The following is a 13,703-nucleotide window of genomic DNA, read 5'->3' on the forward strand; positions in this document are numbered from 1 at the left end:
GGCAACGGGCCGCCCCTCCTTGGTTCCAGATGGGGGTTTTGCCGTGGCAAAGCGCGACTACTACGAAGTTCTCGGGGCAAAGAAGGGTGCTTCTGCGGAAGAGCTGAAGAAGGCCTATCGGGCGAAGGCGAAAGAGCTGCACCCCGACCGCAACGCCGACAACCCGCAGGCCGAGGCCCAGTTCAAGGAAGTGAACGAGGCCTATGAGGTCCTGAAGGACGACCAGAAGAAGGCGGCCTACGACCGTTTCGGCCATGCGGCCTTCGAAGGCGGCATGGGCGGCGGACCGCGGCCCGGTGGCGGCTATGGCCAGCAGGGCGATTTCGCCAGCGCGTTTTCCGACGTGTTCGAGGACCTGTTCGGCGATTTCATGGGCGGCCGGGGTGGCGGCGGCGGCGGGGGACGCAGCCGGGCGCAACGCGGCTCGGACCTGCGCTACAACCTGCGGGTGACGCTGGAAGAAGCCTATTCCGGCGTCCAGAAGACGATCAACGTGCCGACCTCGGTCACCTGCGACACCTGCCATGGCTCGGGCGCCGAGGGCGGGGCCGAGCCGGTCACCTGCCCGACCTGCTCGGGCATGGGCAAGGTGCGGGCGCAGCAGGGCTTCTTCACGGTCGAGCGGACCTGCCCGAACTGCAACGGCATGGGCCAGATCATCAAGAACCCCTGCCGCAGCTGTGGCGGGCAGGGACGGGTGCAGAAGGACCGCAGCCTCTCGGTCAACATCCCGCAGGGGGTGGAGACCGGCACCCGGATCCGCCTGGCTGGCGAGGGCGAGGCCGGCCTGCGCGGCGGGCCGCAGGGCGATCTCTACATCTTCATCGAGGTGAAGGAACACGCGATCTTCCAGCGCGACGGGGTGCATCTGTTCTGCCGGGTGCCGGTCTCGATGCCGACGGCGGCGCTGGGCGGCGAGGTCGAGGTGCCGACGATCGACGGCGGCCGCGCCCGGGTTAAGGTTCCGGCGGGGGCGCAGACCGGCAAGCAGATGCGGCTGCGGATGAAGGGAATGCCCGCGCTGCGCAGCGGCAACACCGGCGACATGGTGATCGAGCTGGCGGTGGAAACCCCGGTGAACCTGACCTCGAAGCAGCGCGAGTTGCTGCGCGAGTTCGAGAAGCTGAGCGAGGAGAACAATCCCGAAAGCTCCTCCTTCTTCTCGAAGGTCAAGGGCTTCTGGGACGGGATGAAGGGCTGAAACCTCCTCGAGCACTTCGTGCACTCGTCGGCGATCGTCCGGCGAGGAGTGCACGAAGTGCTCGACGAGCGGCCCGCCCCGGCGCCGGTTAACCCTTCCTTCACGCTCGCGGCCCAGACTGGGGACATGAGCCAGTCATTCCAGGATTCGCCGCTGCCGCTGTTTCGCCCGCAAGGGGACGAGGATGAAGCCGCGCCCGCCGTGCTGCCGGGCCGCCTGCCCTCCTATATCGCCGACCACCGCCAGCGCCTGCGCGACCGTTTCATGCAAGGCGGCGGCGCGGCGCTGCCGGATTACGAACTGCTGGAACTGGTCCTGTTCCGCGCCATCCCGCGCCAGGATGTGAAGCCGCTGGCCCGGTTGCTTCTCGACACGTTCGGCGATTTCAACCGGGTGATCACCGCCTCTCCGGCGCGGCTGCAGCTGGTCAAGGGCGCCGGTCCCGCCGTGGTGCTGGAGCTTAAGCTGGTCGAAGCCGCCGCGCAGCGGATGATGCGGGCGCGGGTGATCCAGAAGCCGCTGCTCTCCAGTTGGGACGCGCTTCTGGACTATTGCCACACCACCATGGCGCACCGGGAGACCGAGCAGTTCCGCGTATTGTTCCTGGACCGCAAGAACGTGCTGATCGCGGATGAGGAACAGGCGCGGGGCACGGTCGACCACGTCCCGGTCTACCCGCGCGAGATCGTGAAGCGCGCGCTGGAGCTGAACGCCAGCGCGCTGATCCTGGTCCACAACCATCCCTCCGGCGACCCCACGCCCTCGGATGCGGACCTGTCGATGACGGCGCAGGTTCAGGATGCGTGCCAGGCGCTGGGGCTGGTGCTGCACGACCACCTGATCATCGGCAAGAGCCGCGAGTTGAGCTTTCGCGGCAGCGGCTACCTGTGACGGGCCCGGCGTTGCTGCACCCGCTTCTGCCGCCGGATCTCGTCGATCCGGGCGCGCTCGGCGTCGGCGATGGCCTGCAATTCGGGCGAGAAGGTCAGGCGCTCGGGTCCGCCCGGAGGCCGGGAAAAGGACCAGGAGGGGAAGCGGTTGTAGGTCGCGTCCTGCACCAGGTCGGTGATCTCCAGCCCGGTACCCAGTTGCGCGGCGGCCTCATGCACGGCCCAGACGACCAGCGGCCAGTGCGTCGCGTCATAGTCGTCGCCCGCCATGATCCCGCCGGGCTTCAGCTTGGGATACCAGTCGGCCAGGGTCCGCCCGCCATGGGCGAAGCCGTCCACATAGATGAAGTCGAAGCTGGCGTCGGGGAAAAGGTCCACGGCCTGGGCGAAGGTCAGCCGCAGGAGACGGTAGTCCGAGGCAAGGCCGGTCGCCAGAAGGGCGGCCTTGTATTCGCGCGCGGAATGGCCGTCGCTGTAGGCATCGACGCCGTAGAACCGGGCGAAGCGGCCGGATTGCACCATCCGCGCCGAGAAGGAGCCGGCGGCGACGCCAAGCTCGATCCCGATATTGCCGCTGGCAGGCAGGGGATCGATGACGTTCCAGCGCGCGGTGCCGGGGCGGCGGGTGACCGGGATCCGGGGGGCGCGGGCGGCGGCTTCCGCAATGATTTCAGGGAGATGGCGCATCGGACTCCGGGAAATGCGGGACCAGCCAAAGCTCCACCCGCCGGTTCAGCTGGCGGCCGATCGCGGTTTCGTCGCAGGCCATGGGCAGCGCCTCGCCGAAGCCGTCGATCGCGGGCAGGGCCTCGGGCGGAAGGTCCGGGGCCAGCGCGGCGAGTTCCTGCGCCACACGCCCGGCCCGCTCCAGCGACAGTGCCAGATTGGCGGCGGCCGCGCCCGAGCCGTCGGAAAACCCCGCCAGCACCATGCGCTCGTTGCGGAAGCGGCCCGAGGCGATGATCTGGGCGAGGTCGGCCAGGTTCTCGCGCGAGGTGGTGTCGAGGGTGGAGGAGCCATCCTCGAAGCGGAAGGTGAGCGAGAGGCGGTCGGCGCCGTCCATCAGGTCCACCAGCCGCTTCAGGTCGGCAAGGGTGATGTCCTCGCCCGCGCCCTGGATCGCATTGATCAGGCGCAGCCCGTCGGCGGTCATCGGCTGGCGCGAGGGCGAACGGTCGATATAGCCCCTCGCGGCGATCACCTCTTGCGCGGCGGGGCTGCGGAGGAATTCGAGGAACTCGCGCGTCATCAGCGGCAGGCGGCGCTTGGGCGCGAGGATCAGGACGGGAAGGGCGAGCGGATAGTCCTCGGCCTTGACGGCAAGGGGGGTCGGCAAGAGAGGGAAACCGCAACTGTCGGTCAACGGGATGCGACGGGCGGGGCCGATGTTGGCGCGGCCGATGATCGCCAGCGCCCAGGGGTCGAGGGCAACGGCGGCGGCCAGGGACTGCTGGTCGGGGTGCAGCACCGTGGCGGCAACGGGGGCGCCGATCCGGGCGGCCAGGGCGCGCTGCATGTCGGTGTCGCCCTCCAGCGCGTGCAGCACGATCGGCATGTCCGGGCCGCCGATCCGGGCCCAGTTCGTCACCTCGCCCGACAGGACGCGGGCAAGGCTGGTCGTCGAAATCTCGGGCGTCGGGTTGTCGGGGGCGACGATGGCGGCAAGCGCATCCAGGGCGAGGGCGTGGCTGACCAGCGTCGCCTCGGGCAGGAAGGAGAGCTTGAGGTCGGCATTGCCCTCGGCAAGGGCGGCGGAGGCCGGGTCGGGGGGCAGGGGCTGGAAGCTGACGACGGCCAGCTCCTTCCGGCTGTCGGGGTCCAGAAGCGCGGCGGCATAGGCACCCTGCGCGCGGTCTTCGTAGATCAGGCCGCGCTTCGCGGCAAAGCTGCGGAACAGCGGCTCCAGCAGGTCGGCGCCCACGTCACCGGCCCCGGTGATGCGGATCACGGCGCGCGGGGCGACGAGATCGGGACAGGCGGGGCCTTCGCAGATCACGCCCTGGCCATCGACGGTAAGCAGGCCGTAGGAGGTCTGGATCCGGTAGAATTCGCCGTCAAAGCCCTGCAGGGCACCAGAGAGGACGATCCCGCCCTCGCGCGCGATCAGGGTCACGTCCTGTGCCAGCGCCGGAAATGACGTGACGATGGCGACCAGAAACGCCGCCACCCGCGCTGTGAAACCCATGAACCCTGCCCTTAATCCGGCGCGGCGAGTTTCAGGTCAGGCGCAAGATTCTTCAACACCAGAATGTCGCCGGAAGTGCCGCAAAGCGGGACTGCGACCGGATAGTCGCGTGTTTCCGCCTGGCCCGCGGCCGCCATGATGATCTCGGCCGGGAGGGTCTGGCCGCAGGTATCCTCGGTGATCCGATGCTCGACCGTCAGGTCGATGGCGGTGTCGGCGGCCGGGAAGGTATAGACCTGGGCCAGGAGGGGATCGCCGACGTCGGCCGAACCAAGGGTGATGACCTTGAGATCGGCCCCCGGAGCCTGGCTGGCGGTGCCGACAAAAAGGCGCCCGCCCTCGCTGACGCGCAGGTCGAACTGGGCCGGAGCCGCCCATTGGAAGACGAAGCGGCGCAAGGTGCGAACCTCGGGCAGCGCGACCTCGCCCAGGACGATGGCGGAACCTTCCAGGTAGACGGCGACGAGGCCGGCTTCCTGCAGGGCGGGGAAGGTGAGCTGCAATGTCCCCTGCGCCCCGGTGCGGGCGGTGAAGGAGAGGCCGGCGTGGCGGATCACCACCCGTTCGCCAAGGTTGCAGGGGGCGTTCAGCGAAAGCCCGATCAGCGCGCCGGGCAGGGCGGTGAGGTCGAGCGTGATCGGACATTCGGACCGGGCGGGCAACTCGGCCGCGACGGGGGTTATGCCGGTCGGCTGCGGCAGGCCGACACCCTGGCCGCTGCGCAGCGAGGCGGATTTCGGCACGGCTTCGGACGGAAGGTCGGTGCGGGGGCTGGCCTCTGTCAGGTTGGCCATGACGGCCCCCGCCGGCCGAACCGACTGCGCCAGATGCCCCGCCGCCAGGGCAACACCCAGCGCAGCCGCACCACGCAGAAGGGACCAGCGAAAAGACACGGAGAGCATCCCGAACTCGAATCACGAGAGTCCGGAGTAGGGGCCAATCCCGGCAACTCGGTGGCAATTCTGCGGAAATCCGCCTATCAACGCCCCGATTGTGGCCAGAATTGGCGCAAAGCGTCAGACGATGCGGCCGTGGCAGTGCTTGAACTTCTCGCCCGAGCCGCAGGGACAGGCGTCGTTCCGGCCCGGATTGCCCCAGGTGGAGGGATCGGCCTCATCGAAACCGGCAAGGACCGGAGTGCGCTCCGGGGCGGAAGCCTCGATCTTCGGCGCGGCGGCGGCGGGCTGCTGGGCGGCCAGCATCTGCTGCAGCATCGCCTCCTGTTCCTCGCGCGTCACGGGGCGGACCCGGGAGAGCTGCTGCGTCACCGCCTCGCGCAGCGATTCCAGCAGGCCCTCGAACAGCTGGAACGCCTCGGTCTTGTATTCGTTCAGCGGGTCGCGCTGGGCATAGCCGCGGAAGTTCACCACCGAGCGCAGGTGGTCGAGCCGTTGCAGATGCTCGCGCCACTTGCTGTCGATCGCCTGCAGGAGGACCTGCTTCTCGATGTTGTCCATGGTGGCCTTACCGAAGGCCTCGGTCTTTTCGGCCATCATCTTGTCCGAAGCCTCGATCACCCGCTCGCGGATGACCTGCTGGTCCACGCCTTCCTCGGCCGCCCAGGCGGCGATGGGCAGGTCGATGTTCAGCATCTCGCGGCAGGCATCGGCGAGGCCCTGGGTATCCCACTGGTCGGGATAGGCCTTCGGCGGCAGGTTCAGGTCGACCAGATCCTCGATCACCTGATGGCGCATGTCGGCGGCGACGTCGGCGACATGGTCGGCCTCGAGAATCTCCATGCGCTGGCCGAAGATCGCCTTGCGCTGGTCGTTCATCACGTCGTCGTATTTCAAGAGCTGCTTGCGGATGTCGAAGTTGCGGCCCTCGACCTTGGCCTGGGCCTTCTCAAGGCTCTTGTTGACCCAGGGATGGACGATGGATTCGCCCTCCTTCATCCCCAGCTTGGACAGGATGCCGTCCAGGCGCTCCGATCCGAAGATCCGCATCAGGTCGTCTTCCAGCGACAGGAAGAAGGCCGAGCGGCCGGGGTCGCCCTGCCGGCCCGAACGGCCGCGAAGCTGGTTGTCGATGCGGCGGCTTTCGTGGCGTTCGGTGCCAAGGACGAACAGGCCCCCGGCGGCCTTGACCGCCTCTTCCTCGTCCTTGTGCTCGGCCTCGATCCGGGCGCGAAGGGCGATGTGGTCGGCCTCGGGATCGGCGGCGATCGCCTCCATGATCTTGAATTCGACGTTGCCGCCCAGCTTGATGTCGGTGCCGCGGCCGGCCATGTTGGTGGCGATGGTCACCGCGCCCAGCTTGCCGGCGTCGGCGACGATTTTCGCCTCCTGCTCGTGCTGGCGGGCGTTCAGCACGTTGTGCGGGATGCCTTCCTTCTTCAGAAGCTCGGACAGCTGTTCGGACTTCTCGATCGAGGTGGTGCCGACCAGGATCGGCTGGCGCTTCTCATGCGCTTCCTTGATCGACTTCAGGATGCCGTCATATTTCTCGCGTGCGGTGCGGAAGACCTGGTCATGTTCGTCGATCCGCTGCACCGGGCGGTTGGTCGGGACCTCGACCACGCCCAGCTTGTAGATCTCGGCGAATTCCTCGGCCTCGGTCGCGGCGGTGCCGGTCATGCCGCCCAGTTTCTCATAGAGGCGGAAGTAGTTCTGGAAGGTCACGCTGGCATAGGTGACGTTCTCGGGCTTGATCTGGACATGCTCCTTGGCCTCGATCGCCTGGTGCAGCCCGTCGGAGAGGCGGCGGCCCTTCATCATCCGGCCGGTGAATTCGTCGATCAGCATCACCTCGCCGTCGCGGACGATGTATTGCTGGTCCTTGTGGAACAGCTTGTGCGCCCGCAGCGCCTGGTTGACGTGGTGGATGATGGTGGTGCTTTCGGCGGCATAGAGGCTTTGCCCCTCGGGCAGGATGCCGGCCTTTTGCAGGATATCCTCGATCGCCTCGTTGCCTTCCTCGGTGAAGGTGACGTTGCGGGCCTTTTCGTCGATCTCGTAATGCTCGGGCTTGACCTGCGGCATCACCGCGTCGACCGCCTGATACAGCGTGCCGCGGTCCTGGCTGGGGCCGGAGATGATCAGCGGCGTCCGCGCCTCGTCGATGAGGATGGAGTCGACCTCGTCCACGACGGCGTAATAGTGGCCGCGCTGCGCCATGTCCTCGAGCGAGGATTTCATGTTGTCGCGCAGGTAGTCGAAGCCCAGTTCGTTGTTGGTCGCATAGGTGATGTCGGCGCGGTAGGCGGCGCGCTTCTCGTCCTCGGGCTGGTGCGAGTAGACGACGCCGGTGGTCAGGCCAAGCTGGTGGTAGATCTTGCCCATCCAGTCCGAGTCACGCTTGGCGAGATAGTCGTTCACGGTGACGACATGCACGCCACGCCCGGAAAGCGCGTTCAGATAGGCGGCGAAGCTGGCGACGAGGGTCTTGCCCTCACCCGTGCGCATTTCCGAGATATTGCCCTGATGCAGGAAGATCGCGCCCTTGAGCTGCACGTCGAAGGCGCGCAGGCCGAGGGCGCGCCTGGCGGCCTCGCGGCAGTTGGCAAAGGCTTCGGGCAGCACGTCGTCCAGGCTTTCGCCGCCTTCCTGCACGCGCTTCTGCAACTCGCGCGTCTTGGCGATGATCTGTTCGTCGGTGAATGCCTGATACTCGGGCTCGAGCGCGTTGATCTGCGCCACCAGCGGGCGGACCGATTTCACCTTGCGGTCGTTCGGGGTGCCGAACACCTTCCGCGCGAGCGTTCCGAAACCCAGCATGTTTTCTCCGTGGGGCGACAATCTGACGGCATCGTGTGGGCGCAGAGACTTGCCCGACCACTCTCCCTTCCATAGAAGGGCCAGGGAAGAGAGCCGTGCCCCCGTTCCACGCGACTGTCGCGATGTAAGGGGAAGGACGGTCATAGTCAACGAGGCAGGGTGGTTCGCCCTGATCATGAGGGTGTGAGCATGCTGAAACCTGCGGGAATTCTGGGTCTGGCGCTGGTACTTGCGGCGCCGGTCTGGGCCGAGGGCGAGACGGCCGGAACGGTGGTGGCGACGGTGAACGGCACCGAGATCACGCTAGGCCATATGGTCGCGCTGCGCGAAAGCCTGCCCGAGCAGTATCAGACGCTGCCGGATGACGTGCTGTTCAAAGGCATCCTAGACCAGCTGATCCAGCAGGAGACGCTGGAGCAGGCCACGACCGACCTGAGCGCCCGCGACGAGATCACGCTGGAGAACGAGCGGCGCGGCTATGTCTCGGGCGTGGCGATCCAGCGGATCGCGGCCGAGGCGGTGACGGAGGAGGCGCTGCAGGCGGCCTATGACGCGCGCTTCAAGGATGCGGCGCCGCAGACGGAATATCACGCGGCGCATATCCTGGTCGCGACGGCCGAGGAGGCCGAGAAACTGAAGGCCGATCTGGCCGGCGGCGCGGATTTCGCCGAACTCGCCAAGGCGCATTCGACCGACACCGGCTCGGGCGCGGCGGGGGGCGATCTGGGCTGGTTCGGCCTGGGCCAGATGGTCAAACCCTTCGAGGAGGCCGTGGTTGCCGCCAAGATCGGCGAGGTGACCGGGCCGGTTCAGTCGGACTTCGGCTATCACCTGATCCTGGTGCAGGAGACCCGCATCGCCGAGAAGCCCACGCTGGAGATGCTGCGCGACGAACTGGCGGCCGAGATCGAGAATGCGGCGATCAAGGCGAAGCTTGACGAACTGACCAAATCCGCCACGATTACCCGCGAAGGTGAGGGGCTTGACCCGGCGCTGCTGAAGAACTCGGCGCTGATCGACTGATCTCGCGCGGATCTGGGGACAGAGATGGCAAAGACCGACTGGAAGGCCGAAGCGAAGGCACTGAAGAAGAAGGTGCGCAAGCTGAAGGACAGGCTTGGCGCGGCGGCCGGTCCGGTCGCGGAGGCCCTGGGCGAGGCGGTGGGCGATGTGGTGCAGGCGGCGAAGAAGGCGTTGAAGCCGGTCTCGCCGCTGGCCCCGGCCGCCTTCCCGGTGCTGCCGCCGATCAAGGGCGCGGAATTCGCGGCGGTCGAGGCCGGGGTGCGCTATCAGAACCGCAAGGACGTGATGCTGGTGCGGCTGGCGCCGGGGACGGCGATGGCGGGGGTGTTCACCCGCTCTTCCACCCGGTCGGGCTGCGTGCGGGATTGCCAGGCGAAGCTGGCGCTGAAGGCTCCGGCCGATGCCGGGGCGGCGATCATCGTGAACTCGGGCAATTCCAATGCCTTCACCGGCGCCGTTGGCGATGCGGCCGTCGCCGCCGTCACCGGCGCGGTGGCCGAGGCGCTGGGGGTTCCGGCCTCCCGGGTGTTCTCCTCCTCGACCGGGGTGATCGGCGAGCCGCTGCCGTTCGAGAAGATCACGGCAAAGGTACCGGATCTGATGGCCGCGCTGACCGAGGATGCGGTCGAGATGGCCGCGCAGGCGATCATGACCACCGACACCTTCCCCAAGGGCGCGGCGGCCACGGTCCAGGGCGAGGGCGGGACGATCCATATCGCGGGGATCGCCAAGGGTTCGGGCATGATCGCGCCGGACATGGCGACGATGCTGGTCTACATCTTCACCGACGCCAAGATCAGCCAGGCGAACCTGCAGAAGATGCTGTCGCGCAATGTGGACGCGACGTTCAATTCGATCACCGTGGACAGCGACACCTCGACCTCGGACACGCTGCTGGTGGCGGCGACCGGGCGGTCGGAGGCGGCGGAGGTCAAGGGCGCCGTGGCCAAGGCCTTCGAGACGGCGCTGGCCGGCGTGATGCGGGACCTGGCGCTGCAGGTGGTGCGCGATGGCGAGGGCGCGACCAAGCTGGTCGAGGTCCGGGTGACCGGCGCGGCCAGCGATGAGGATGCGGCGAAGGTCGCCTTCAGCATCGCCAATTCGCCGCTGGTCAAGACAGCGGTGGCGGGCCAGGATCCGAACTGGGGCCGGATCGTCGCGGCGGTCGGCAAGTCGGGCGCGCAGGCGGATCGCGATCTGCTGACGATCCGTTTCGGCGACATCCTGGTGGCCGAGAAGGGCTGGCGGAATCCCGACTATCAGGAAGAGCAGGGCGCGAACTACATGCTGGGGCAGGAGCTGCTGTTCCACGTCGACCTTGGCCTGGGCAAGTCGAAGCGCAGCGTCTGGACCTGTGACCTGACCTCGCGCTACATCGAGATCAACGCCGATTACCGATCGTGAGGACGCTTCTCGTCTCGGCCGTGGCGCTGGTCGATGCGGACGGGCGCGTGCTTCTGGCGCAGCGGCCCGAGGGCAAGTCCCTGGCGGGGTTGTGGGAGTTTCCCGGCGGCAAGGTCGAGCCGGGCGAAACCCCGGAAGTCGCGCTGATCCGCGAGTTGAAGGAGGAGCTGGACATCGACACCTGGTCGAGCTGCCTCGCACCGCTGACCTTTGCCAGCCACAGCTATGACGACTTCCACCTGTTGATGCCGCTGTTCATCTGCCGTCGCTGGCAGGGCACCGTCCGCCCGACCGAGGGGCAGACCCTGGCCTGGGTGCGGCCAAACGCATTGCGGGACTATCCGATGCCACCCGCCGATATACCTTTGCTACCCATTCTGCGCGATTGGCTGTGACGAGTTGATTTTTGTCATGTGGCACAACCGGAGGATCTGCGATCAGGTGCACTTGAGATGATTCAGACAGCCGAGTGCGATGCCATGGTGAGAACGATCGAGATCGGAAGCAATCTGCAGGTGCAGGGGGACCAGGTTGGCGTGCTGCCGGACGGCCGCATCGTCGTCCGCGTCGGCAGCCGTGAGTTCACCGGCTTTCCGATCCCGGTGGTCCGGGCGGCCGCCTGAACGCCGCCACAGTCGGCAGGCATGAAAAAGCCGGGCGCTTGGCCCGGCTTTCGTGTTTCTGGGGCGGGGATCAGTCCAGCTTGCGCTGGACTTCCTCGCGTTCGAAGATCTCGATCACATCGCCCTGACGCACGTCCTCGTAGTTCTCGAAGGCCATGCCGCATTCCTGGCCCGAGATGACTTCCTTCACCTCGTCCTTGAACCGCTTCAGCGTCTTCAGCGTGCCCTCGTGGATCACCACGTTGTCGCGCAGCAGGCGCACACCCGCCGAGCGGCGCGCAACGCCCTCGGTGACCAGGCAGCCCGCCACCTTGCCGACGCCCGAGACCTTGAAGACCTCGAGGATCTTGGCATAGCCGATGAAATGCTCGCGCACCTCGGCCTTGAGGAGACCGGAGGCGGCCGCCTTGATGTCGTCCACCAGGTCGTAGATGATCGAATAGTAGCGGATCTCGACGCCCTTCTGGTTCGCCGACTGGCGGGCAGAGGCATTGGCGCGGACGTTGAAGCCGATGATCGGGGCCTTGGAAGCCTCGGCCAGGCCGACGTCGGTATCGGTGATCGCGCCGACGCCCGAGTGCAGCACACGGACGCGCACTTCCTCGTTGCCGATCTTCTCCATCGCCTGGACGATCGCCTCGGCCGAGCCCTGCACGTCCGCCTTGATCAGGATCGGCAGTTCGGCAACCGACTGGTCGGCCTTGGCCTTGGCCATCAGCTGTTCCAGCGTCGTGGCGGCACCGGCCGCGGCGCGCTTGTCCTTGGCGGTCTTGATCCGGTAGTCGGCGATCTCGCGCGCCTGGGCCTCGGTCTCGACGACGTTCAGCGTGTCGCCGGCAGAGGGCGTGCCGGACAGGCCCAGAACCTCGACCGGAACCGAGGGGCCGGCCTCGGTGATGGTCTCGCCCTTGTCGTTGATCAGCGCGCGGACCTTGCCCCACTGTTCGCCGACGACGAAGATGTCGCCCTTGCGCAGGGTGCCGTTCTGCACCAGCACGGTCGCGACCGGACCCCGGCCCACGTCGAGCTTGGCTTCGATCACCGCGCCCGAAGCCGAACGGTTCGGGTTGGCCTGCAGTTCCAGAACCTCGGCCTGCAGCGCGATGGCTTCCAGCAGGTCGTCCAGGCCCAGGCCGGTCTTGGCCGAAACCTCGACATCCTGCACGTCGCCGGACATGGCCTCGACCACGACCTCGTGCTGGAGCAGGTCGGTCCGCACCTTCTGCGGGTTGGCCTCGTGCTTGTCGATCTTGTTGATCGCCACGATCATCGGCACCTTGGCCGCCTTGGCGTGGTTGATCGCCTCGACCGTCTGCGGCATCACGGCGTCGTCGGCCGCAACCACCAGGATCACGATGTCCGTCACCTGCGCCCCGCGCGAACGCATCGAGGTGAAGGCCGCGTGGCCGGGCGTGTCGAGGAAGGTGACAAGCTGGCCGTTCGGCGTCTTCACCTGGTAGGCGCCGATATGCTGGGTGATCCCGCCGGCCTCGCCGGTGGCCACGCTGGTCTTGCGCAGCGCGTCCAGCAGCGAGGTCTTGCCGTGGTCGACGTGGCCCATGATCGTCACGATCGGCGGGCGCGGCTGCAGGTCCTCGGACTTGTCCTCGACGGTGTCGATGACCTGTTCCACGTCGGCGTCCGAGACACGGACGGCCTTGTGGCCGAATTCCTCGATCACCAGTTCGGCGGTGTCGGCGTCGATGGCCTGGTTCATCGTGACCATCATGCCCATCTTCATGAGCGCCTTGACCACGTCGGCGGCACGTTCGGCCATCCGGTTCGCCAGTTCCGAGACCACGATGGTTTCCGGCAGTTGCACGTCGCGCACCTGCTTCTCGGCCTTGTGGCCCAGGCCCAGGGCCTTGGCCCGCGCCTTTTCCTGCTTGCGCTTCATCGCGGCCAGGCTGCGCTGGCGGCCGCTCTCGCCCGAGAGCGCATCGCTGAGCGTCAGCTTGCCGGAACGGCGGCCGTCATCCGCGCCGCGCTTGGCGCTGCGGTCGGAACGGTCGTCCTTCTCGCGGTCGGTCTTGCGCGGGCTGAGGCCCGGCTTGGCGCTGGCGGGACCGCGCGCCTCCTCGGTCGCGGCGGGCGCGGCCGGGGCGGCGGCATCGGCCTTGGCCGGGCGTTCGGCGGGTTTCGGCGCCGGCATGGTCGAGCGCGAGCGGGTGCCCAGCACTTCGGCCCGGCGGGCCTCGGCAGCCGCGATCTTGGCGGCGGCCTCGGCCTTGGCGGCGCGCTCCTCTTCCTCGGCCTTCAGGCGCAGGGCCTCGGCGCGTTCGCGATCCTCGCGCTCCTTCGCCTCGATCTCGGCCCGGCGGGCGGCGCGATCTTCCTCGCGCTGGCGCTCTTCCTCGGCGCGGCGGGCGGCATCCTCGGCCTCACGCGCCTTGGCGGCGCGCAGGGCGGCGAGACGGCGCTCCATCTCGGCGTCGGTGATGCCGGCGGGCCGCTTCGACGGATCGCCAAGCCCCGAGCCAGACGACGCAGCGCCTGCGCCAGGCGCCCCCGGCTTGGCCGGAGTGGGCACCACGACGCGCTTGCGTTTGGTTTCGACCACGACGCTCTTGGTCCGGCCGTGGCTGAAGCTTTGCTTCACCTGTCCGGAACGGGGGGCGCCCCCGAGGCCAAGAGGTTTCTTGCCGTCTGTATCGCTCATGC

11 protein-coding genes are annotated in these 13,703 nt (G+C 67.6%); 6 read left to right on the plus strand and 5 right to left on the minus strand.

Translation table 11 applies throughout. The annotated features are described in order from the left end of the window. Positions 1-43 precede the first annotated feature (43 nt). Together dnaJ and radC are read left to right on the plus strand one after the other, a co-directional pair. Positions 44-1,201: a molecular chaperone DnaJ gene (gene dnaJ / locus ACE3UA_RS04285; protein ID WP_374642874.1), complete on the plus strand. Its 1,158-nt coding sequence runs from the start codon at positions 44-46 to the stop codon at positions 1,199-1,201. Between the two features lie 126 nt (positions 1,202-1,327). Beyond that, positions 1,328-2,092 (plus strand): DNA repair protein RadC, encoded by a 765-nt coding sequence (gene radC / locus ACE3UA_RS04290; protein ID WP_374642876.1) that lies wholly within the window; start codon positions 1,328-1,330, stop codon positions 2,090-2,092. On the opposite strand, the gene ACE3UA_RS04295 is transcribed toward radC, so the two are convergent. The 4 genes from ACE3UA_RS04295 to secA all read right to left on the minus strand — a co-directional run bounded on the left by ACE3UA_RS04295 (position 2,083) and on the right by secA (position 7,992). After that, positions 2,083-2,778, minus strand: a complete 696-nt coding sequence (locus tag ACE3UA_RS04295; RefSeq protein WP_374642878.1) for a class I SAM-dependent methyltransferase — start codon at positions 2,776-2,778, stop codon at positions 2,083-2,085. The two genes, radC and ACE3UA_RS04295, sit on opposite strands and share 10 nt — an antisense overlap. After that, on the minus strand, positions 2,762-4,276 hold the full coding sequence (locus ACE3UA_RS04300; protein WP_374642880.1) for an OmpA family protein: 1,515 nt from the start codon (positions 4,274-4,276) through the stop codon (positions 2,762-2,764). The genes ACE3UA_RS04295 and ACE3UA_RS04300 overlap by 17 nt, the downstream gene beginning before the upstream one ends. 11 nt (positions 4,277-4,287) lie before the next feature. Beyond that, positions 4,288-5,070 carry a hypothetical protein gene (locus ACE3UA_RS04305; protein ID WP_374642882.1) on the minus strand — a complete coding sequence of 261 codons (783 nt, stop codon included), beginning with the start codon at positions 5,068-5,070 and terminating at the stop codon, positions 4,288-4,290. A gap of 222 nt (positions 5,071-5,292) precedes the next feature. Further along, positions 5,293-7,992, minus strand: a complete 2,700-nt coding sequence (secA, locus tag ACE3UA_RS04310) for a preprotein translocase subunit SecA (protein ID WP_374642884.1) — start codon at positions 7,990-7,992, stop codon at positions 5,293-5,295. A gap of 189 nt (positions 7,993-8,181) precedes the next feature. On the opposite strand from secA, the gene ACE3UA_RS04315 reads away from it, so the two are divergent. Genes ACE3UA_RS04315 through ACE3UA_RS04330 form a run of 4 tightly spaced genes read left to right on the plus strand, consistent with a single transcriptional unit; the run spans position 8,182 to position 11,042 of the window. Beyond that, entirely contained in the window at positions 8,182-9,015 is an 834-nt protein-coding gene (locus tag ACE3UA_RS04315) for a peptidylprolyl isomerase (RefSeq protein ID WP_374642886.1), read from the plus strand. A gap of 24 nt (positions 9,016-9,039) precedes the next feature. Continuing rightward, a complete protein-coding gene (gene argJ / locus ACE3UA_RS04320; protein WP_374642888.1) occupies positions 9,040-10,419 on the plus strand; it encodes a bifunctional glutamate N-acetyltransferase/amino-acid acetyltransferase ArgJ in 1,380 nt (459 codons plus the stop codon). Then, positions 10,416-10,814, plus strand: coding sequence for a (deoxy)nucleoside triphosphate pyrophosphohydrolase (locus ACE3UA_RS04325; protein ID WP_374642890.1), 399 nt, complete (start codon positions 10,416-10,418; stop codon positions 10,812-10,814). The genes argJ and ACE3UA_RS04325 overlap by 4 nt, the downstream gene beginning before the upstream one ends. Before the next feature lie 57 nt (positions 10,815-10,871). After that, positions 10,872-11,042 carry a hypothetical protein gene (locus ACE3UA_RS04330; protein ID WP_374642892.1) on the plus strand — a complete coding sequence of 57 codons (171 nt, stop codon included), beginning with the start codon at positions 10,872-10,874 and terminating at the stop codon, positions 11,040-11,042. A gap of 70 nt (positions 11,043-11,112) precedes the next feature. On the opposite strand, the gene infB is transcribed toward ACE3UA_RS04330, so the two are convergent. After that, positions 11,113-13,701 carry a translation initiation factor IF-2 gene (gene infB, locus ACE3UA_RS04335; protein WP_374642894.1) on the minus strand — a complete coding sequence of 863 codons (2,589 nt, stop codon included), beginning with the start codon at positions 13,699-13,701 and terminating at the stop codon, positions 11,113-11,115. Positions 13,702-13,703 lie beyond the last annotated feature (2 nt).

The organism is Tabrizicola sp. (assembly GCF_041919135.1).
In the GTDB taxonomy this organism is placed as follows: Bacteria; Pseudomonadota; Alphaproteobacteria; order Rhodobacterales; family Rhodobacteraceae; genus Tabrizicola.

What these genes read in the sequence shown, in the direction of transcription:
- radC (WP_374642876.1), top strand. Translation starts at nt 1,328, where the DNA reads ATGAGCCAGTCATTCCAGGATTCGCCGCTGCCGCTGTTTCGCCCGCAA.
- ACE3UA_RS04295 (WP_374642878.1), bottom strand. Translation starts at nt 2,778, where the DNA reads ATGCGCCATCTCCCTGAAATCATTGCGGAAGCCGCCGCCCGCGCCCCC.
- ACE3UA_RS04300 (WP_374642880.1), bottom strand. Translation starts at nt 4,276, where the DNA reads ATGGGTTTCACAGCGCGGGTGGCGGCGTTTCTGGTCGCCATCGTCACG.
- ACE3UA_RS04305 (WP_374642882.1), bottom strand. Translation starts at nt 5,070, where the DNA reads ATGGCCAACCTGACAGAGGCCAGCCCCCGCACCGACCTTCCGTCCGAA.
- secA (WP_374642884.1), bottom strand. Translation starts at nt 7,992, where the DNA reads ATGCTGGGTTTCGGAACGCTCGCGCGGAAGGTGTTCGGCACCCCGAAC.
- ACE3UA_RS04315 (WP_374642886.1), top strand. Translation starts at nt 8,182, where the DNA reads ATGCTGAAACCTGCGGGAATTCTGGGTCTGGCGCTGGTACTTGCGGCG.
- argJ (WP_374642888.1), top strand. Translation starts at nt 9,040, where the DNA reads ATGGCAAAGACCGACTGGAAGGCCGAAGCGAAGGCACTGAAGAAGAAG.
- ACE3UA_RS04330 (WP_374642892.1), top strand. Translation starts at nt 10,872, where the DNA reads ATGATTCAGACAGCCGAGTGCGATGCCATGGTGAGAACGATCGAGATC.
- infB (WP_374642894.1), bottom strand. Translation starts at nt 13,701, where the DNA reads ATGAGCGATACAGACGGCAAGAAACCTCTTGGCCTCGGGGGCGCCCCC.